Source organism: Coprococcus sp. AF16-22, assembly GCF_003461545.1.
GTDB lineage: Bacteria > Bacillota > Clostridia > Lachnospirales > Lachnospiraceae > Coprococcus > Coprococcus aceti.
The window spans coordinates 214-20557 of record NZ_QTXH01000017.1; the positions used below are offsets into that span (position 1 = coordinate 214).

Genomic DNA, 20344 nt, shown 5'->3' on the forward strand with positions numbered 1-20344 from the left:
CCTGCTCCAGCCGATAGTTAATTACTTGAATAATCTCGGGCGTTGCCATCCTCACAAAGTGCGGATACCTCCCCTTAACTTTCTTGAACCCATGCGGCTCCAGCGTTTCCTTAAACGCCGCTTTAAGACTCTTGTCCACTTCCAATGTTCCCATTTCTCTTTCTCGCACACAACAGATGTACGATATCTCCTATCTCACCATTATTTTGATTCAAAACATCCTGTACACTCTGTAAACCCATGCAATGATTATACGAATCATCTTTGGTGGTAAGAAAATGTCTCCCTGATTTACGCAGTTGACCATATACTGATAATCGGCACAATTATCAGAGCCACACTCGGCACTATCTGCTGCTCATTCCGGCTCTGCATTATCCTTCTCAGAAGACACATAAACACAATCTCCATGCTGTAATTATTCAGTCTATGCCGAATATACTGTCCTATATCTACGCCGCTGGTCGTAATCAAATCAATATCCAAGAATAATAAATCAATCGCATTCCCATCAATCCCCTATAGTTAAGCAAAATGTTTACATTTCAGACTATATCACCCATACCATCTTAAATCAAATGCTTTGTAGTAGGCTGCTATTCAGAACCGCCGCCATCATCTCCACTTTCAGATAAGCGCCGAGTATCACCCCCCGGAAGATGTATTCCTCAATGATTGCCGGTACTATTGCAAAACAGATTAGGGATAGCCAGAATGGGTAGACTGTCGTATCTTCCATTCCGCTGCTCTGGCTGCTTGACAGCACGCTTGCAAAGGCATTTAACAGCATGGCAACTCCTCCTTTGAAAATTTATTTGAGTACCGGCGCTCACGCGCAGGCACAGATTTGAAAAAAATAAGGCGTATGGATTTTTAATTTCCATACGCCTTAACGCTGTTAATTATTGTTTGTGCTGACAAAATTGAATTGTTTGATTAAGCTTAAATTTTAATTTTCTCATTAATCAGCAGACACTTTTTAGAACGATTATATGTTGGTCAGTATACTGTGTCAATTTTTTTTGGAAAAAAACTTCGCAAAACAGACATTCCTTTGCACCAAACCGATCATTCGCCAATTGCTTTATCAACCGGCCACGACTTTCTGAGAGCCATATAAGAGATCAGGAAGTTTGCAAGCCATCCCGCCGGCACCGCAAGCCAGACAAATTCGATACCAAAACGGGGCGCACAAATCAGGGCAACTGACAGACGAATCGCGAGGTTGACCATATTTGCAATGAGAAATGGTCGCATGATCCCAAGTCCTCGAAGGACCCCGTCGGTTGCCATCTTGATTCCCATGAAGATGAAAAAGTAGCCAATCCATCTCATATAGCCCCCAGACACCTGATATGCCAAAGCGGTTCCATCTTTGCCAAGGAATAAGGATGAAATCTGAGTATGCAGTGTTTCAATGACTATAAATGCGATGATCGCAAAGCACATATCCAACACCAACGCAGCCCGATATCCTTTTTTGATACGTTTGATTTTTTTTGCGCCAAGATTCTGAGAAACATACGGTGAAACTGCATTTCCAATGGATACAAATATCAGTGAAAAAACATTCTCTACCCTCATCGTTGCTGAGTAACCTGCAAGCGCCTGTGTGCCGAATGGATTTACAACTGCCTGAACGATCATCATACCAATCGACACTGTGGACTGCTGAAGAACCGATGGTACGGCAATTCTAAGCATGGAATGTAACTCGTGCCTGTCAAACCAATCAAAACGGCCTTTATATTGACGCATCCGCCAAAGAAAAATCAACAGTGAAAACACTGCGGATATTCCCTGAGCAATGAGAGTTGCAAGGGCTGCACCGAAAACGCCAAGGCCGAGGCCTGCCACCATCCAAAGATCCATAACAATATTCAAGACAGAAGAAAATATCAAAAGGCCCAACGGTATCTTTGATTCACCGATTGAATTGAACATTGTTGAAAGAATATTATACATAAACAAAAATGGAAATCCGGCAAAATAAACACGAAGATACAGCACCGCTTCATCCAGTATGTCAGCAGGTGTCTGAAGCAGCGTCATCATCGAACGTGAAAAGATAAGACCAAATACACCCAAAAGTATGCTTAGGATCATAAAACTTATCAGCGATGTTGATACTATTGTTTTCATTTTACTATAATCCCTGGCTCCAAAATAGCGGCTCACAAGCACGCCCGCACCTACGCCGGCACCGAGCGCCACGCAAATGAATACATTTGTAAGGGCTGCACATGCGCCAACAGCCGCAAGTGCAGATGATCCGACATACTGGCCAACTATTATTGAATCAGCCATATTATACACTTGTTGAAAAAAGCTGCCCAAGATCATAGGCATTGCAAAAACAGTCAGCGCTTTAAGCGGTGCATCTGTGATCAAATACTCATCTTTTGACATTATGTTATTCCTCCAAATTGAATATTAATCCACTTGTCCTTATTTACAACAAATACCATTTTTTAAATTCACAGCCAACAAATTCTGCGTCCTCTATTGTTTCATTTTCCAGTATCACATTTTCAAACATCTACAAGTGGAATCTATAAAATTCAAAACGATGAATCAGATTCCGCCTTATTAAACAATACCCTTTCTTAATTCAAAAAGTCTTGCCATAACAGGCTTTTTAAAATGCACCGTTAATACATTTCCTTTGAATTCAAAATCAACCGGTTCCTTCTTAGGATAAATGCAGGATACCTGCATATCGTCTCTGATAAAAGGAATACTGTCCAATGGTATGGACAAACTATCATCTGTGCAGTTTATGCCGGCTTTCATGTACCTGTCATTATTTTTTCCTTCCATTTGCCGCTTCCATACTGCAAGATATGCTTTGTTTTCAAGCTGAAGGCCTCCGCATACCCACATATCCTCATTGTCAGCAATATCAATCGGCCAATAAGGTATCGCATATTTGATATCCTGACGAATCGTCTTATAACAGGCAATTCCCTCTTTCACTAATGCAAGACGTTCCGGCGGAAGTTGTGCCAGATGACCACTCTGATGAATACGAAGCAGCATGGCATTTATCATATTATAAATTACTTCTTCCTTGTCTCCCTGGCGCATCGGATACGACCAGACTGCCGCCTGTTCCGGAGTAACTCCTGCCACAGCATTTGCTGCTATCGTCGCATAATTCCGGTAATCTTCCTGATCCGATGTAGACTGGATACTATATCTGGAGAGCAACGCATAATCAATGCGAAGGCCTCCGCTGGAACAGTTTTCAATTACCAGATCCGGATAACGTGCAAATACATCATCAAGCCAGTTTAGATATGCTTTTTCATGTTCAAGCAGTCCCTGCCCCACACTTTCCGCGCCAAGTTCAGTACCTATGCCCGGTTCAATGTTATAATCCATCTTGATATATCCCACTCCGTAATCTTTGACTACCCGATCGATCACTTCATTGACATGTTCGATGACTTCCGGATTCCTAAAATCGAGCTGATATCTGCTACGGTCATATACACGCTTTCCATGACGGATAAAGAACCAGTCATCCGGAGCATTCTTTGCTTTCTCACAATTGATTCCCATCACTTCAAGTTCCAGCCAGACGCCCGGTATCATTCCCTTTTGACGAATGTAATCTGTTACTTCTTTAATTCCATTCGGAAAACGCTCCCTGCTTTCCTGCCATTCGCCGACACTGTCCCACCATTCTCCGGGAGCATACCAACCGGCATCTATCACATAGTATTCACAACCGCATTCCGCAGCCGCATCAATCAGCGGAAGTTCTTTCTCCGTTGTCGGATCACCAAACAGGCAATTCATATAATCGTTGAAAATAACCGGTAAATTCTCATCATCTTTATTTGGTCTTCGAATCATACGGCGATATTTTGTCAGCTCACCCATTGCTTTTTCAAAGCTGTCATCTGCCACACCCACAGCAACCGGTACCGATTCAAATGATTCGCCCGGCGCGAGATTTTTGAACCAGTGAGACTGTACTTCGGTCGGTCCGCTGACACAGACATAAAAATGCGTATTCTGATCACTGATCTCATAATGCCAGGAACCGTTATGTTCAATCTGCCAGAATAAGCTTGTATGTGCCTCTGTATTTTCTACATACCCTAATGGTAAATACTTCTTCGTAGACCAGTTTCCGGTATTCGATACTTCAAGCACCTGTGAAGTACGCTGGTATACCCCGGGTTGTGTTTGCGCCAGTCCTACATCTCCGAACTTATATTCTTTGATACTCATCTCTTTCTGCCATCCATTATAAGGAATGCGCACTCTCATTTTCGCATCGGAATTGCTTTTTCCCTCTTTTTCAATTCCTGTATAGCAAAATGAAGATAGATATTCCAGACACTGTGTACTATCGTCTTCATTGATTACTTTATTGACCATACGAACGATAGAAGTGCCCTTATAAAACTGCATTCTTGTTTCTACGCGGACATGTGTCTCTTCCTTATCTTCCTGATAAATGGTTATCTTACGTCCAATCTCATTCCAACTGTCTTCCATCCCCGCATAGGTCAATAAATATCCCGGTGCTGTACAAATATGTTTATTTCCATGCTTTTCATATGGGCGATTATATCCGGCAAGGTTTACCTGTACAAGTTGAAAAGCCTCATCGATAAATTGCTCTTTTCTTACCAGATCTTCTGCCTTACATTCCTTTCCAAATTTGCAAATATCATTTTCATCAAATTCTGCTTTTGAAAAATGCAGCAATTTGATCTGATTTTTATCTGTAATTCCAAATACAATATGAATTCCGTTTTCATTGATTTTGATGTATTTCATTTTTCTCCTCCATGCAATAAATTTGCAATATGCTTTTTTTGCACATCGCCCTATCCACTAGAACTTTTATCGGAAAGCCGATAAAATAATCATAACAAATATAATAATATTCCACAATCTCCTCACACCACAAATAGAAATCCATTTCCAACAACAAAAGGGACACTCCCTAATAATCTCCTACTGGAAAGTGTCCCTGTTATTTTTCTGTTATTTGATTTCCCTGTGAATCAGGTCAAATTACTTTGCGTTTCTGTAGATGATATCGTTTCTTCCCGGACCGTTTGAGATCATGGTGATTGGGAATCCGATATGCTCTTCAACGAACTCAATGTACTTTCTGCAGTTCTCTGGAAGATCCTCGTACTTCTTGATTCCTCTGATATCTGTCTTCCAGCCTGGAAGTGTCTCATATACAGGCTTTGCTTTCTTGAGTTTTGATGTTGTTGGGAAGTCTGTTGTAACCTCACCATCGATATCGTAGCCTACACATACCGGGATCTCATCGAGATATCCAAGTACATCAAGTACTGTAAATGCAACGTCTGTTGTTCCCTGGATACGGCAGCCATACTTTGATGCCACACAGTCGAACCAACCCATTCTTCTAGGTCTTCCTGTTGTTGCACCAAACTCACCGCCATCACCGCCGCGGCGTCTGAGCTCATCTGCCTCGTCGCCAAATATCTCACTTACAAACTCGCCTGCTCCTACTGCGCTTGAGTATGCCTTACATACAGTGATGATCTGCTTGATCTCGTATGGAGGTATACCTGCACCGATGGCACCGTAAGCTGCCAGAGTTGATGATGATGTAACCATAGGGTAGATTCCGTGATCCGGATCCTTCAGTGAACCAAGCTGACCCTCAAGAAGGATGTTCTTGCCCTCTTTGATCGCCTCATAGAGGTATGCTGATACGTCACATACATAAGGAGCAACCATCTCCTTATACTCCATGAGTGTGTTGAATATATCGTCAGCCTTTAAGAGTGGCTTGTGATACAGGTTCTCAAGAAGAACGTTCTTCTGTACTATAACTCTCTCGATCTTCTCCTTCAGTGCTTCCTCATCAAAGAGCTCGCTTACCTGGAAACCGATCTTTGCATATTTATCTGAATAGAATGGAGCGATTCCTGACTTTGTTGATCCGAATGACTTACCTGCAAGTCTCTCCTCCTCGTATTCGTCGAAGAGAATGTGGTATGGCATAACCATCTGTGCTCTGTCAGATACAAGGATCTTAGGCATTGGTACATTTCTGTCTGTGATGGACTTTATCTCCTTGAAAAGAAGAGGGATGTTAAGTGCAACACCATTTCCAATGATACTTGTTGTGTGACTGTAGAACACTCCTGATGGAAGTGTATGTAAAGCAAATTTACCATAGTCATTGACAATTGTGTGTCCTGCGTTGGCACCACCCTGGAATCTTACGATTATGTCTGACTCCTGGCCTAACATGTCTGTGATCTTACCTTTTCCTTCGTCGCCCCAATTGGCTCCTACAACCGCTCTTACCATAATACTTTTCCTCGCTTTCGCAGCATTTTGAAATATTTTCTGATATCCGTATTGTGGCTGTTCAAATGTTTCTGCCTATACATAATATTTATAAGCAAATCACTCACAATACCTTCTCATTATAACACTATAATGTCATAAGTAAAATCAATATTATTTATATTTATTATAAGTGTATCTTATATTTATCTTTACATTTTGCGGAAACCAACATAAACTGTAAATACGATGGATTTTGTCCACCTCAAACACCATTTTACTTATATTATATATGCATAATTTTTTAAGCAAAATTATTTCAATCGTACCATTATAGAACGGTAAAAAGTCCTTAATTATTTTGCAATAAAACATATTGTTGACACACACATATTAAACGATCTCTATTGAATCTGGAGGAAATTATAAATGAACATAAATTTCGAATATTACAAGATCTTCTACCACGTTGCCAAAGCATCCAGTATATCCGCTGCAGCCAGAGAGCTGTGTATATCCCAGCCAGCCGTAAGTCAGGCGGTCAAAGCTCTGGAGCAGGCGATCGGCATAGAACTGTTCATCCGAACCAAGAAGGGCGTCTCACTGACAAATGCCGGAGAGATCCTCTACTCCCACGTCGCAGCGGGATATGAATCCATCTCCCTGGGTGAGCAGCAGCTCTCACAGCTCCTCCACATGGAGACCGGCGAGATAAGGATAGGTGCAAGCGATATGACACTGCAGTTCTATCTCCTGCCATATCTGGAGCATTTCCACCAGCTATATCCGGGGATCAAGGTTCATGTCACAAATGCTCCGACTCCCAGCACGATAAACCATCTGCTCTCAGGCAACATAGACTTCGGTATCGTCACCAGTCCTCTTCCTGCAGATCCTCACATGGAGATCAGGCAGGCAAGGGAGATCGAGGACATCTTCATCGCCGGACCAAGGTTCTCATATCTTCAGGGCAAAACTCTGGATTACCACGAGCTTGACGAGCTTCCGATCATTTGTCTGGAACACGACACAAGCACACGCGCATATGTCGACACATTCCTGAGCCATGAGGGTGTGACTCTGCAACCCGAATTCGAGCTTTCTACCAGCGATATGATTGCCCAGTTCGTCATGAGAAATCTCGGCATCGGCTCCATCATGGCAGACTTTGCCCAGAGCTATATAGACCGCGGCGACCTGTTCCGCCTGCAATTTAAAAAGCCCATACCAAAGCGTCACATGTGTATCATCAGTGACAGGCGCCGTGGTATGAGCGTTGCTGCAAATAAACTTATGGAGTTGTTGTAGGAATCATCCCCACACCCATATATCATAGTAAAATAGAGCATGTTCGTCCATTTGAACACGCCCTATTCTTATCACATATTTCTATAATCTGGAATCAGTTCATGGCACAGCCCTGTCTCTTCAAGCAGTTCTCTTGATGAGTCACCATAGATTCCCACTATATATCCTGCTCCGGCTGCCACCGCTGCCCGGATTCCCGACGGTCCATCCTCTATGACCATGGTTTCTTCCGGCACTGCTCCGATGCGTTCCATGGCCCGGATGTACATATCAGGGGCCGGCTTAGCATTCATGGTTCCATCGTCGTATGCGCACAGCGTTATGTCAAACCATCTGCCAAGACCAAATTTTTTAAAATAGAATGCGAGATTTGTCATATTTGACCCTGTGGCTATGTTCATATTTATCCCCTTTTCCTTAAGTTTATCAAGGTATGCCACTAGGCCGTCCACCAGCTTGAAGTTTGCAGTATCTTCCATGTACATCTCTCTGTACATAGCCTCTTTCTCCTCGGTAAGTTCAAGTATCCTCTCCTCGGTTAGCGTACCCTTTCCCATGAGGTATTCCAGAATATCCTTGTTCGTGTGCCCCAGCACATGATGCTGAAACTCCTCCGTGCTCATCTGTCTGCCAGCAAGCTTCTCCGCATAATCCTTCCATGCTATCTCATGATACTTTCCGTCAAATATCATTGTGCCGTTCATGTCAAATATAATGTTCTTTATCTTATTATTCATCTTATTCATCCTCACCAAGCAAATGCTTGTACGTTCCATCTATTCCTATCGCTCCAAGCGGCGCAGTCACCACGATCGCCAGCACGGCAACCGACAATACTATATTACCACATGCCAGCCCTGCCGCAAGCGGAACTGATCCGATGGCTGCCTGAACTGTAGCCTTCGGAAGATACGCGATGACACAGAACAGCCTTTCCTTCCATGTAAGTGATGTATGTGCCACGCAGATCAGAACACCAACCATTCTAAATGCCAGTGCGACAAATATCATAAGGAGCGCCGGAAGTCCTGCTGCCAGGGTGTATCTGATATCCACAGCCGCACCCACAAGCACGAACAATATGACCTCCGCCGCAAGCCACAGCTTTCCAAATTTCTGTGAGAGTCTTCCCGACACCGACTCTGGACATTTGAGTTTCAGGACACATGCCATAGCCACCACCGCAAGGAGTCCCGACACCGACACCTTTCCCTCAAGCCATCCCTCTATCGCTATAAGCAGGAACGAAAATCCCAGCACGATGATGACCTTCATGCTGTTTCTCACGCAGTGTTTCCTTGCATAGGAAGTCTCAAAGAACAGATAAAGTCCATATCCAACGTCCACGCCAAGCAGTACTCCAAGCACGATGGATATTGGTATATTCACGAAATCCATGACATGAGCACTTCCGCCCTGCGCCATGCTGAGAAATGTGGTAAAAAGCACTATGACAAATATATCATCGCAGGACGCCCCCGCAAGTATCATCTGCGGAATCGCCTTGTCAGTTCCGTACTTTTTCTCTATGAGATTCACCATTCTCGGAACAACGACCGCCGGTGATACCGCGCCTAGCACCGCGCCCATGACCGCTGCCTCTGTGCGGTTTATTCCAAGTATAACTGGTGCGCACAGTATGTATCCGATGATCTCGAATGATGCCGGAACAAATGAGAGCAGCACCGCCGAGCGTCCCGACTTCTTCAGATCCTTAAGGTCAAGGGACAGTCCTGCCTTGATAAGTATGATGATAAGCGCTATCTTTCTGAGATCCGCAGATATGGACAATATGGACGGATCAAGGAAATCCAGCACATACGGGCCAAGAACGATTCCCGTCGCCAGCATTCCTATGATGCGCGGCAGCTTAAGCCTCTGACAGATGGCGCCCATCGCCAGTCCGACTATGAAAATGAGTGCAAGCGATGTCAACATGATAGACAATACCTCCTTAATTTAGCAAATGTATCAAAGCATTTTCTTATTATGAAAAAAAAGCTTACACCAGTCAGTATCAATACTAACATACCATCAATACAGCCGTCGAAGCATATCACCTTGCACAGGTTCTCTCATTCTCCCTGCCCTCGTAGTCAAACAGCCCGTCATTTTTCTCCTCCAACGCCTTTATCATATGATACGCAAATTCATTGTAAGGCATCGGTATTCCAAGCTCTCTTCCCATTCTTACTAGTGCACCCGAGAACATATCTATCTCTGTATGCCTTCCAGAATCAAGATCCTGAAGTGTCGAATATCTCGCTGAAGGTGGAACCGCACTTCCGTGCACCGATGGCCCTTCGGCAAGTGAAAGGTCTATCCCCTTCGCCGTAGCCACCGCCTCAAGTTCAGACTTGAGTGCATCGCTTATGATCCTCATGTGTTCACTGTCCCTGTAACAGCCCACTCCCGCACCAAGGATAGCCTGTGGCAGATTGTTGCACACGTTGAGTCTGAATTTGCTCCACAGATCAACCATGATATGATCCGATATCGTGTAGTGAAGTCCTGTTCCATCAAACAGCCTGACGCTCGCCTTCGGCTATAACTCCAAGCTCTATGTCATCTCTTTCTGAGAGTCCCCATATCATATAAGAGCCTACAGCTCCGGCTCCTAAGATAGCAACTTTCTTTATATCCATATGTAAAATCCTTCTTTCATGTACTCATAAACATTATTATAAAAACCGGACAGAAATCCTGTCAACTTTCAAAATCTTATCACCTGCCAGAATCAGTCACACCATGCTGCAAATATTAATTTTAATTCAAACTACTCCAGTAGTATTGACATTTTATTAGCTGAAAAGTATTATAAAGACATAATACTACTGCAGTAGTTTGCAAAGGAGAACACATATGGATATAAAACTTTTTGATTCAGAACTTAAGGTGATGGGAGTCCTCTGGGACGAGGGCGACACAACTGCCAAACATATCTCCGATGTCCTGAAAGAAGAAATTGGCTGGAACATGAACACTACATATACGTTGATCAAGAGGTGCATCAAAAAAGGAGCAATTGAACGCTCTGAGCCTAATTTCATGTGCCACGCCATAATACCAAAGGAGGAGGTACAGGAGGCCGAGACAACTGAACTTATCAATAAGGTCTACGACGGATCTGCCGACAAACTATTTGCTGCTCTTCTCGGCAGAAAGAAGCTTTCCCCTGAGGAGATCGCAAAGCTAAAACAGATCGTCAACGATTTGGAGTGAGGTGATGAATATGAGCTTACTGCAAATGAGCGTTGCCGGGGCTGTCATGATCATGGTGATCACAGTCATTCGCGCTCTGGCAATTAACCGATTGCCTAAAAAGACATTCCTGATACTGTGGGGAATCACGATCATCAGGCTGCTAATACCATTTTCATGTCCATCTAAGTTTAGCATCTATTCTCTGCTGGGAAAGAAAACAGTCTCTGACATAAATGAAACACCGGCTGTCAGATTCATGCCGATCAATACGCAAGGGTCTGTCTCCACCCAGGCACCTCAATCTCAGATTCCTGCTCTCACGATTTCAGCGTGGGATATCATCTGGGTGGCAGGACTTGTTCTCTGCGCGGTATTTTTTATCTCGGCATATATCAGATGCTACAGGGAATTTCAGACATCATTACCAGTTGAAAATGCATTTGCACGCAGATGGCTGGAGACTCACAATTTAAAACGCAAGCTGTCCATACGACAGTCAGATCTGATCTCGGCACCGCTTACATTTGGCGTGTGGCATCCAGTGATTCTTATGCCCAAGAAAACTGACTGGGAAAATGAAGATACCCTGTGTTACGTATTGGGACATGAATTTATACATATTAGAAGATTTGACACAGTTACCAAGTTTCTGCTGATCACCACGTTCTGCATACACTGGTTTAACCCTCTGGTATGGATTATGTACTTTCTCGCCAACAGAGACATAGAGCTATCCTGCGACGAGGCTGTGATTCACCATTTCGGAGGCACAAGCAGGGCGTCCTACGCAAAGGCTCTGATCAGTATGGAGGAGACAAAGGGCGGTTTTATGCCACTCTGCAACCACTTTAGCAGAAACGCAATCGAAGAAAGGATAACAGCAATTATGAAAACAAAAAAGACGACTATCATATCATTCGCTGTAGCGATGGTCTTAGTCACCGGAACAGTGACAGTATTTGCAACATCGGCCAAGGGCGATGAATCCAGTACGGTCACCGAAGCTACAGATACTACCAATACCACTTTTTCAGACACGGTTGATACGGAGACAATAATGTCCTATATAAATCCGGATGACGGCAAGACATATTACAGCTTTGATAATGGAAAGACATTTGAAGCCATGACCGACGCCGAGTTTGAAGAAAAGTTCCCAACTCCTGATATTGAGTGGTGGACATACGACGAGTATAAGGCATGGCTTGAGAACGAAAAAGTCGAGCTCAAAAGTATCATCGGTAGTTCATATATATCCGGTGGCAAAAAATATGTGTGGACACAGGATAGAGTAAATGAGACGATCGCCATGTACGAGGGCATTCTGGAGGATATCAAGAACGGAGCCAAATACTCCAAATCCATAGACGGACAAGATGACGAGATGGTCAGCTACAATCCAGCTGACATAGCTCAGACAAAAAAATCGCTTAAGTCCATCGAACGCACTATGACAGACTGCCAGGATGAGGTCAGCGAATCCGTGGCTCAGACAAATGAATCACTTAAGTCCATTGAGCGCACTATGACGGACTGCCAGGATGAGGTCAGCGAGTTCCAAGCTACAGCCAATTAAACTACCAAGAGTGTCAGTCCAGATCTGAATGCCATCGCAACAAAGAACTAGAAATACTGAGCATAACAAACCGCCCTGTCTAATACATATAACGCGTATCAGACAGGGCGGCTTTATTATCTATATACATGTCTACATCTTTATCCAGCCAAGTGCATTTGCAACAGAGCTGAGCAGGATAATGATGGCAAATACAGGACAGAGATATTTGATCATGACTACAAATACCTTCTTTCTCCTGAAGGCACTCTCGCCGTGAATTATCTCCGCCTCTATCTTATCTATTCCAACTACCCTTGACACAAGCAGGCTTGTGAGAAGTGCCGCTATAGGCATCATCACCGAATTGGTGAGGAAGTCGAACAGGTCAAGGAACTGCATGCCTATGATCTTGATTCCTGCCAGCGGGCCATATCCCAGGGATGACAGACTTCCAAGCACAAGCATGATAACTCCCACAAGCACTGTTGCCTTCTTTCTTCCCCATCCAAGCTCATCCTCAAATGTTGACACTGCACTCTCAGTAAGTGCTATGGAGCTTGTGACAGCAGCAAATAGTACGAGCAGGAAGAACACGATTCCTATGACAGTTCCAAATCCCATGTTCTGGAATACTTTTGGAATAGTGATAAACATCAGTGATGGTCCGGCCTGAAGGGTATCCGGATCTCCCCCAGAGAATGCAAATACCGCCGGGATTATCATAAGTCCCGCCATGATCGCTATACCAGTGTCGAATACCTCTACATTTCTGGTAGAATCCTCTATCGCCGTATCTTTCTTCATGTAAGAGCCAAATGTTATAAGTATTCCCATGGCAATGGAAAGCGAGTAGAACATCTGCCCCATGGCAGAAACCACTGTCATCCACGAGAAGTTCTTCACATTTGGCACAAGGAAGTATTTTACTCCTGCAAGTGCACCCGGTCTTGTCACGGAATATACCGCAATTATGACAGACAAAACGATCAGTATAGGCATCATGATCTTGGATACCCTCTCTATTCCATTCTGCACACCGGCAAATATAATGATAAGTGTAAATGCACAGAATGCCATGAAACACAGCTCCGTTGACACACCATTTGATATGAAATCGGTGAAATATCCATCCTCAGCCAGCTGCTTTGCATTTCCTCTGAAATACTCCACCAGATATTTGATGACCCAGCCGCCGATAACCGAATAGTACGGCACTATAAGCACGGGGATAACAGCATTTATCCAGCCGCCAAACGACAGCCATTTCTTCTTTCCAAATGATTTGAATGCTCCAACCGGACTCTTTCTCGTCATTCGTCCGATCGCCGTCTCCGCAACTATCATAGTATAACCAAATGTAAGTGCAAGCACGATGTATATTATGAGGAAAATTCCCCCGCCGTACTTTGCCGCAAGATAAGGGAATCTCCATATATTTCCAAGACCCACAGATGCACCTGCCGCCGCCAGCACGTACCCCAGCTTGCCCGAAAATGAACTTCGCTTACCATTCTTCATATCTTCCATATACCTTCACCATATTTTACCTGGAACTAATCCCCGTAATCTTTCCTTCCACATTTATTTGCATATACATGTGATTCTAACATGACCCGAGAGGAAAAGCCACTATATATTTGAACATCATCCAAACTGCTGACATCTCGCCCTCAACACTCCATTTGTTATAATGTCCAACACGTAATATCTTTTATTCCCTACCCTCTATAATTTCTTCTATTTTAAGATAGAAATTCTCAAAGAACTCTCTTTGTTTGGTTGACAAACCATTTATTTTTGCCGCATCGCGATAAAATACTTCCTTTGAGACCGCCTTGGGGTTATCTCCAAAGGCCCTTATCCCCTGTACTACTCCATCAAGATATAAACCATCTTCCTGAAAAATATGTGTCATAGGGAGATCCCCCAGCATATCCATCAGCACAGCTACTTCTGATTCAGCAACCTTCTTTACCCCGATCATAAATTGTCCTTGTTTTCCGGGATGCTTTTCTGCTTTTTTTGCACAGAGCAAACGGATACATTTTTATTGGATTTTTCTTTATCCACGCTATTCTCAGTCTCCATTCTACAAATACCCTTTTATCAAACGTGCATACTTATTCTCCGAATCCTCCACAACCTTTATCTTGCCCTGCCTGATGAAATGTTCTATCCTCGCCGCATACCACCAGTCGCCGATTCCAATCGGAACCTGTCCTAGAATATCTCCGATCAGCCTGCACTCCTTAACAGGCTTTTCAGTCAGCCTGTTCCAAATAATAAAATCGTAGAAATCCTCTGACACACTGAGCACAGTTCCGTTTACCACAGCCCTGAGCGGTGCATTTTCAAGGACAAGCTCGCCCCACATCTCCGCATACATTCTTATCTCATCTGATGTGAGTTTCCTCTCATTTCCGAGGAACCCAGCGAATTCCTCCGCCGCCACCTCGTTCCAGCTATGATACGACACTATGACGTTTTTCTTCACAACATGCTCTGGCTGCGTGACAACAGTCACTTCATTTGGATAGTTCTTCAGGATGCTGCATACATGATAAAATCCACACCTTGAATATGGAGCGTCACTGTACCATATTCTTACCGGCTCACCACCCTCAAGAAATCTTATAAGCCTTGCAAGTTCACCGGCGTACACATTGCCAAGTTTCTTAAGTTCATTTTCGTATTCCTCATCCTGCTCCCACTGGTTCTGAGCATACATTGAGTAGATAAAATCCTTGCGGTACTGACTGTCAACTGCCTCGCCTATGTAGCCCATGTCCAGCATGAAACCAAGGCAGATCACCTCGTCAGAAGAACCCTGTATCCACGGTGGCTGTCCATTCTTATATTCCACATTCTCGCATTTTGCCGCTTTCATGGAGCCTGCCGAACTTTCTCCAAATAGTATCTCTACCATAATCTGCTCCTTTTGAACCTCGTTTCTATTTTGTGCATTTATCTGCATCACATTCTTTTACCCATTCGCCCAGTTTATCCTGTAGTAGCTTTTTATCTGGTAAATAAAGCTGATACTTCGACGCAAATATATTTGAATCCTTTGGAAGAGTCAATTCCACCATAGAATCGTCCTTGTCTTGGCAAAGTAGAACTCCTATAGTAGGATTTTCATCCTCCTGCTTTTCATAACGATCATAGTAATTCACATACATCTGCATCTGTCCTAAATCTTGGTGTTTCAGCGAACCTATCTTTAAATCAAAAAGAACAAAGCATCGTAACATTCTATTATAAAACACTAAATCTACCCTGAAATGTTCTTCATTAAAAGTAAATCTTTTCTGTCTGGCTACAAAAGTATATCCGGTGCCCAACTCTAGAAGAAATGACTGCAGATTATTGATCAACCTCGTTTCCAGTTCATTCTCTGAATACTCACTTTTATCCTCCAGCCCCAAAAATTCTAAAACATAAGGATCTTTAACCAAATCAGAAGATTTCTCTATTATCTGTCCCTCCACAGATAGTCTCTGAATCTTATCTTTATCAGTACTAAGTAAAATTCTGTGATACAGAGCACTATCGAACTGTCTCTCTAATTCACGCAAGCTCCAGTCATTCTTTACAGCTTCAATTTCATAAAAATGCCTCTCATCAACATCTTCTATTCGCATCAATTTCAAGTAATGTGACCAACTAAGATAAAATTTTCTTCCCGTGTTAATCGATGGAAGATCCTTGAATTGGCTAAACACAGTTTCGCCAATTTGATCCGCAGAATAAACCTTATAAAATTGACGAATATTTTTTAAATTTCCAACAGAAAATCCTTTTCCAAAATTCTGTGTTAAATAATCAGATAATCCCTTCAAGAGTTGCTGTCCATATGCTGCTCTCCGTTCTCCGCGCTGTTCTTCCTCTACGATTATTCTGCCAATTTCATAATAGGCATATACCATAGTGAGATTAACTGCCGTTTTAGCATTCTTCCTTGCTTGTAACAATACATCAGAAACGCTTTCCAGGAATACATGATCTATGGTAGCAATTTCATTCTTACTCATAATCCACGCTCCTTAATCTTTGTGCTTATTTTATGTATCTCTTGAATACCTTAACAAACAACACTGCTTTGTCTATCATTTCATTCATTAAATAATCATAATTTGAATGGTCGTCGAAATTTAATCCAGGTAACCTGTACATGATACGTGAGGCTTTTTTGTCATCCAGTCTTTGCCAATCTAACTTTAATCCTAACTTAGACTCTATCTCTGTTCTCGACAATTCTAAATGATCGAACAATTCTTTATCATCATTTATATACAACTCAATCACAACACAACTGTCCTTATTTACAAGATTTAATGCAACATGACACCCACTTACCCCTATAGCTATATCATACCAATGATCCGTGGATGCTTTTCTGACATTGAATGGCTTTCCTCTTTCCGCAACTATTTCGTTAAATCTATTCCAGAATTCCAGCCTTTCTGATTGTGATCTATTATATTCACCTGATCCAGATTGAGTTTTGGCATTCTTTATAAATCCATTTGGTTTTTCAACCACTTCAAACTTTGGTGCATAAAGTGAATCTCCAATTTGATATGCATGCACCTCAATCAGGAAAAAATTGATATTCGTGGCAGTATTATTATTAAGCCACTCTATAGCACTTCTATGCTCCTCACGAGCCTCCTTAACAATCCATACAATAACATTTGCATCCAACCCGGAAGCATATGTAATAATTTTGCCAAGATGATCGTGATTTGATGCTTCAAGCTGATTTTCAATGATTACTTTTTCTCCTGTAACCTCATCTTTCCCTACCAAGTCACATCTATATGCACCTACATAAACTTCTTTTTCAACTTCACTTAGCGTTAATCCTATTGTCTCGTTTAGTAATTCAAGGTTCTCTTTATCCGCAAGCCAATTTGAAAAATCATACTGTTCATGTCCCCATAACTTTCTGATATCAACCTCGACCAATTTTCCCATTTTTATAGTTGCCATTTCTTTATCCCATCCTTCACATCAGTATAATTACTTTATCTTTCCCCAATACCACCTATTAATCTGTCAATCTCATGATATGCCGTTTCTGTCCGTGCTGAATATGTACCATTCGGAGAATCTCCCTGCATAACAAACAAGATTTCTTCATCAGTTTTCGTGTATAGATCAATTCTGTCAGAATACCAGTTATAAACATGATAAGGATATTTATTTAATATGCCATCTACCTTTTCAATGTCACCATCATCATACCAGATAATATCCTCTGCGCAAAACTCAAAACAGGATATTGCCGCCTCATATATCAACATTCCCATCATAAATGCAGACAAACTATTTTCAGCCTGGCCGATCTCGTTGACCGTGCCATCGTCATCCGTTTCCACGACATACACAGGTGGATCATCCTCAGCCATATCAGCCCTTCTGATCGCGACCTGATATACACCTTGATTCTCATTCAATATATAAAAATATCCTTTTGTCTTCCTTGTCCATTTATACCTGCGCTGAAAATCAAGAGTAACCCAGGGATCATTGCTATGATTGAACAACTCGCTTGTTTTACCACATTTCTTCCATATCTCATATAGCGTATGTGGGATGCTCTCAAATCCCGCTCTCAGCTCTTTTATCTCCTCATCTGTATATCCTACAAATGACTTGATATTGTATATTTTTTGTAATAAGGCATAGTCCATTTGTTATTCCTCCAACTATAAGTCAAACTTTACAACTCTAACACTATCTGAATATATGATATATCATCTTCCAGAAATTCTTCCGACGATTGTCTGAAACCATTCTTCTCATATAAAGACCGGGCAGATACCTATGCTTCAATAGTAAGCTTATCTGCATGAAATTCTATTTTAGCTACATTGATAACCTCTTCATCGATTCTGCTACCCAGCTCTCATCCGCATCTGCCCTAAGTTCTATGCTAACCGATAGCGAATTCTTGAATTTGCTAAACACTGTTTCGCCAATTTGGACTAAAAAATAAACCTTATAAGATTGTCGAGTTTTTTAGATTTCCAACAGAAAATCCTTTCCTAAAATTCTGCATAAAATAATCAGATACCTCTTCAATAGTTATCCATTATTTTTTCTTTCTAAAAATTTTTGAACGTGGCTCATATCTATCGAACATACAGGGCGTTTTTTCTCATTATCATATTCAATACTTATTTCAAAATATTGTTCATAACTATTTGAATAAATATCATCATAATAAAATGAGAGTACATACCTCCCCAAGTTTTCACTATTTTCTGAACAATTCTCTGAAAACAAATGAAACATCATCGGCGTATTAGGTTTTAATGATAAAACTGGTAAATATTTTCTATCATGTTCAATAGTCTCTTTACGATTTAAGCCATATCGCATCCGTATTGCAGCACCATTTCCAACATTTTCAAATTCAAACGGCACACAAATGTCGTCCACTACTTGCAATCTCCCGCCATTTTCAGAATAAACCCATCTCGTTCCCCCGTTATCCAGCAACTCCTGCTGAGTTTTTGTCAGTCCAGTGCTGTATCTAATTACACCATTTTCTAGGATACAGTAATAATCTGTAAGCTTATATTCATAATATCCTTCTACTTGCTTTGCACAAATTTTTGTATCTTTTGATTTAAACAGATTAGTTCTCGATCTTGTTTTCAACATATCTATAACAATAAATGGCATTGTCCTGTCTCGAACATCATCCTTGTAGCTCTTTTGACTATACCGTATTGTGATAAAAATACCATAAATAGCAATTACAGCTGCAATTATTGTTCCATAATAAGAAAGCATTGCTGAAGCGTCCCATTCTGCCACAAAAAATTCTCTTGATGGATGCAATTTAAAAAGGCAATTTATAATTATTGGTCCTATAATAACAAATGCCAATACTACTAAGATCATTTTATAATTATTTTTTATCCAGCCCCTCAAATATAATCTAGCTCCTTCCTAAATTTATTTAATTCAATCTTCATTTTCACTGAAATTATCTATCAACTCTCAATCCACAATTTCATACCCTGCTGCCGCCAGAACTTCAAGTGCATCTTGAAAATTCTCCTTCTTCACCATAACATAATCAGTATTATATGTGGATACTGCAAATATCGAAATTCCGTTATCCGCCAGAACAGATGTGATCTTAGCCAGAATCCCGATCAAAGAAAAATCCAGTACTCCCTGAATGCGAAAGGCCCTCCAGCCGTCATCACGCTTTATAACATTTGCCGGCACTTCACCCACCGAGCATACCAGAGACTTTTCCTCATCAGTTTTCCCTATAAAACAATACTCAGAATCGAGATTAGCATATGTGTAATCCTCCACTTGACACACTGAAAATTCTTCATCAATCTTTTTTATCTCCATGACCTCTCCTTGAATCTATTTTGTAAGCACCTTTTTGCAATATCTATGTGCGCCACAATGAGGACAAACTAATTTACGCTTTGTCAATGTATGTGCTCCCATTACATATGACTTCATATCCGGAACAAACCTTGTGTTGCAATCAGGGCATTCAAATGCTCCTGCCTCTCTATCAAGAATACACGCAATCACTATTCCGCCACATACCACTACTAACCCTATTGCGATAAGCAGAACCCTCAGCCAATTCTCCATCTCCAGAATTCCTGACAATAAAAACAATGGAAATGCCGCAACTATCGTAAGTGTCGCGACCATTGCAGACAAAATAATTTTCTTTTTGCTTTCCTGTGCCTCTCTAACTAAATTCACCATATTAACCTCCGCTTTCTTTCGATACTCCTCTTCAGATACTCTTTCGCCAGATAGTAATTCATTCACTGTTATCTCTAATTCATCACATAACGGCAACAGTAATGAAACTTCCGGAAAACCATTTCCCGTTTCCCTTAATTAAAGATATTGTTTGGTAAAAAAGAAAGGTCAGTCGATTTTGCCGATGAAGCGGTAGTAGATTTCTACTTCCTGCTC

The 20344-nt window shown here is 41.9% G+C and carries 20 protein-coding genes; 3 read left to right on the top strand and 17 right to left on the bottom strand.

Annotated elements, in window-relative coordinates:
* Positions 1–574 precede the first annotated feature (574 nt).
* The 4 genes from DWW60_RS12830 to DWW60_RS12845 form a co-directional block, all read right to left on the bottom strand.
* The gene (locus DWW60_RS12830) at positions 575–790 is read right to left on the bottom strand and encodes a CPBP family glutamic-type intramembrane protease (protein ID WP_117875520.1); all 216 of its coding nucleotides are present in this window, start codon (positions 788–790) and stop codon (positions 575–577) included.
* A 278-nt stretch (positions 791–1068) separates the two neighbouring features.
* Positions 1069–2409 carry an MATE family efflux transporter gene (locus tag DWW60_RS12835; RefSeq protein ID WP_117875521.1) on the bottom strand — a complete coding sequence of 447 codons (1341 nt, stop codon included), beginning with the start codon at positions 2407–2409 and terminating at the stop codon, positions 1069–1071.
* 180 nt (positions 2410–2589) lie between these two features.
* Positions 2590–4797 (bottom strand): glycoside hydrolase family 36 protein, encoded by a 2208-nt coding sequence (locus DWW60_RS12840; protein ID WP_117875522.1) that lies wholly within the window; start codon positions 4795–4797, stop codon positions 2590–2592.
* A gap of 240 nt (positions 4798–5037) precedes the next feature.
* Positions 5038–6321, bottom strand: a complete 1284-nt coding sequence (locus DWW60_RS12845) for an adenylosuccinate synthase (protein WP_015533243.1) — start codon at positions 6319–6321, stop codon at positions 5038–5040.
* A gap of 408 nt (positions 6322–6729) precedes the next feature.
* On the opposite strand from DWW60_RS12845, the gene DWW60_RS12850 reads away from it, so the two are divergent.
* Positions 6730–7608, top strand: a complete 879-nt coding sequence (locus DWW60_RS12850) for a LysR family transcriptional regulator (RefSeq protein ID WP_117875523.1) — start codon at positions 6730–6732, stop codon at positions 7606–7608.
* Positions 7609–7679: 71 nt separating this feature from the next.
* On the opposite strand, the gene DWW60_RS12855 is transcribed toward DWW60_RS12850, so the two are convergent.
* The 4 genes from DWW60_RS12855 to DWW60_RS14120 all read right to left on the bottom strand — a co-directional run bounded on the left by DWW60_RS12855 (position 7680) and on the right by DWW60_RS14120 (position 10253).
* On the bottom strand, positions 7680–8345 hold the full coding sequence (locus DWW60_RS12855; RefSeq protein ID WP_243002968.1) for an HAD family hydrolase: 666 nt from the start codon (positions 8343–8345) through the stop codon (positions 7680–7682).
* 1 nt (position 8346) lies between these two features.
* Positions 8347–9546, bottom strand: coding sequence for a cation:proton antiporter (locus DWW60_RS12860; protein ID WP_117875525.1), 1200 nt, complete (start codon positions 9544–9546; stop codon positions 8347–8349).
* Positions 9547–9664: 118 nt separating this feature from the next.
* Positions 9665–10090 carry a ketopantoate reductase family protein gene (locus DWW60_RS12865; RefSeq protein WP_330410573.1) on the bottom strand — a complete coding sequence of 142 codons (426 nt, stop codon included), beginning with the start codon at positions 10088–10090 and terminating at the stop codon, positions 9665–9667.
* A 37-nt stretch (positions 10091–10127) separates the two neighbouring features.
* Positions 10128–10253 carry a hypothetical protein gene (locus DWW60_RS14120; protein WP_015533248.1) on the bottom strand — a complete coding sequence of 42 codons (126 nt, stop codon included), beginning with the start codon at positions 10251–10253 and terminating at the stop codon, positions 10128–10130.
* Positions 10254–10470: 217 nt separating this feature from the next.
* On the opposite strand from DWW60_RS14120, the gene DWW60_RS12870 reads away from it, so the two are divergent.
* Both DWW60_RS12870 and DWW60_RS12875 read left to right on the top strand, forming a co-directional pair.
* Positions 10471–10830, top strand: a complete 360-nt coding sequence (locus tag DWW60_RS12870; RefSeq protein WP_015533249.1) for a BlaI/MecI/CopY family transcriptional regulator — start codon at positions 10471–10473, stop codon at positions 10828–10830.
* Positions 10831–10840: 10 nt separating this feature from the next.
* A complete protein-coding gene (locus DWW60_RS12875) occupies positions 10841–12388 on the top strand; it encodes a M56 family metallopeptidase (protein ID WP_158565915.1) in 1548 nt (515 codons plus the stop codon).
* 132 nt (positions 12389–12520) lie between these two features.
* On the opposite strand, the gene DWW60_RS12880 is transcribed toward DWW60_RS12875, so the two are convergent.
* The 9 genes from DWW60_RS12880 to DWW60_RS12920 all read right to left on the bottom strand — a co-directional run bounded on the left by DWW60_RS12880 (position 12521) and on the right by DWW60_RS12920 (position 20128).
* Positions 12521–13897, bottom strand: coding sequence for a sodium-dependent transporter (locus tag DWW60_RS12880; RefSeq protein WP_117875527.1), 1377 nt, complete (start codon positions 13895–13897; stop codon positions 12521–12523).
* A 184-nt stretch (positions 13898–14081) separates the two neighbouring features.
* Entirely contained in the window at positions 14082–14354 is a 273-nt protein-coding gene (locus tag DWW60_RS12885; RefSeq protein WP_117875528.1) for a hypothetical protein, read from the bottom strand.
* Positions 14355–14459: 105 nt separating this feature from the next.
* Positions 14460–15296, bottom strand: a complete 837-nt coding sequence (locus tag DWW60_RS12890) for a DUF3658 domain-containing protein (RefSeq protein ID WP_243002969.1) — start codon at positions 15294–15296, stop codon at positions 14460–14462.
* Positions 15297–15321: 25 nt separating this feature from the next.
* Positions 15322–16401, bottom strand: coding sequence for a PDDEXK nuclease domain-containing protein (locus DWW60_RS12895; protein ID WP_055143871.1), 1080 nt, complete (start codon positions 16399–16401; stop codon positions 15322–15324).
* A 25-nt stretch (positions 16402–16426) separates the two neighbouring features.
* A complete protein-coding gene (locus DWW60_RS12900) occupies positions 16427–17362 on the bottom strand; it encodes a DUF4268 domain-containing protein (RefSeq protein WP_055143869.1) in 936 nt (311 codons plus the stop codon).
* A 35-nt stretch (positions 17363–17397) separates the two neighbouring features.
* The gene (locus tag DWW60_RS13750; RefSeq protein WP_243002970.1) at positions 17398–17781 is read right to left on the bottom strand and encodes a hypothetical protein; all 384 of its coding nucleotides are present in this window, start codon (positions 17779–17781) and stop codon (positions 17398–17400) included.
* A gap of 679 nt (positions 17782–18460) precedes the next feature.
* Positions 18461–19198: a hypothetical protein gene (locus tag DWW60_RS12910; RefSeq protein ID WP_147341862.1), complete on the bottom strand. Its 738-nt coding sequence runs from the start codon at positions 19196–19198 to the stop codon at positions 18461–18463.
* Positions 19199–19384: 186 nt separating this feature from the next.
* A complete protein-coding gene (locus DWW60_RS12915) occupies positions 19385–19753 on the bottom strand; it encodes an ACT domain-containing protein (protein WP_117875532.1) in 369 nt (122 codons plus the stop codon).
* Between the two features lie 15 nt (positions 19754–19768).
* Complete coding sequence (locus DWW60_RS12920; RefSeq protein WP_243002971.1) at positions 19769–20128, bottom strand: hypothetical protein; 360 nt, start codon at positions 20126–20128, stop codon at positions 19769–19771.
* Positions 20129–20344 lie beyond the last annotated feature (216 nt).

Coding starts and splice junctions, on each gene's coding strand:
- DWW60_RS12830 (WP_117875520.1), bottom strand. CDS start 790: ATGCTGTTAAATGCCTTTGCAAGCGTGCTGTCAAGCAGCCAGAGCAGC.
- DWW60_RS12835 (WP_117875521.1), bottom strand. CDS start 2,409: ATGTCAAAAGATGAGTATTTGATCACAGATGCACCGCTTAAAGCGCTG.
- DWW60_RS12840 (WP_117875522.1), bottom strand. CDS start 4,797: ATGAAATACATCAAAATCAATGAAAACGGAATTCATATTGTATTTGGA.
- DWW60_RS12845 (WP_015533243.1), bottom strand. CDS start 6,321: ATGGTAAGAGCGGTTGTAGGAGCCAATTGGGGCGACGAAGGAAAAGGT.
- DWW60_RS12850 (WP_117875523.1), top strand. CDS start 6,730: ATGAACATAAATTTCGAATATTACAAGATCTTCTACCACGTTGCCAAA.
- DWW60_RS12855 (WP_243002968.1), bottom strand. CDS start 8,345: ATGAATAATAAGATAAAGAACATTATATTTGACATGAACGGCACAATG.
- DWW60_RS12860 (WP_117875525.1), bottom strand. CDS start 9,546: ATGTTGACATCGCTTGCACTCATTTTCATAGTCGGACTGGCGATGGGC.
- DWW60_RS12865 (WP_330410573.1), bottom strand. CDS start 10,090: ATGGTTGATCTGTGGAGCAAATTCAGACTCAACGTGTGCAACAATCTG.
- DWW60_RS14120 (WP_015533248.1), bottom strand. CDS start 10,253: ATGGATATAAAGAAAGTTGCTATCTTAGGAGCCGGAGCTGTAGGCTCT.
- DWW60_RS12870 (WP_015533249.1), top strand. CDS start 10,471: ATGGATATAAAACTTTTTGATTCAGAACTTAAGGTGATGGGAGTCCTC.
- DWW60_RS12875 (WP_158565915.1), top strand. CDS start 10,841: ATGAGCTTACTGCAAATGAGCGTTGCCGGGGCTGTCATGATCATGGTG.
- DWW60_RS12880 (WP_117875527.1), bottom strand. CDS start 13,897: ATGGAAGATATGAAGAATGGTAAGCGAAGTTCATTTTCGGGCAAGCTG.
- DWW60_RS12885 (WP_117875528.1), bottom strand. CDS start 14,354: ATGATCGGGGTAAAGAAGGTTGCTGAATCAGAAGTAGCTGTGCTGATG.
- DWW60_RS12890 (WP_243002969.1), bottom strand. CDS start 15,296: ATGGTAGAGATACTATTTGGAGAAAGTTCGGCAGGCTCCATGAAAGCG.
- DWW60_RS12895 (WP_055143871.1), bottom strand. CDS start 16,401: ATGAGTAAGAATGAAATTGCTACCATAGATCATGTATTCCTGGAAAGC.
- DWW60_RS12900 (WP_055143869.1), bottom strand. CDS start 17,362: ATGGCAACTATAAAAATGGGAAAATTGGTCGAGGTTGATATCAGAAAG.
- DWW60_RS13750 (WP_243002970.1), bottom strand. CDS start 17,781: ATGGCTGAGGATGATCCACCTGTGTATGTCGTGGAAACGGATGACGAT.
- DWW60_RS12915 (WP_117875532.1), bottom strand. CDS start 19,753: ATGGAGATAAAAAAGATTGATGAAGAATTTTCAGTGTGTCAAGTGGAG.
- DWW60_RS12920 (WP_243002971.1), bottom strand. CDS start 20,128: ATGGTGAATTTAGTTAGAGAGGCACAGGAAAGCAAAAAGAAAATTATT.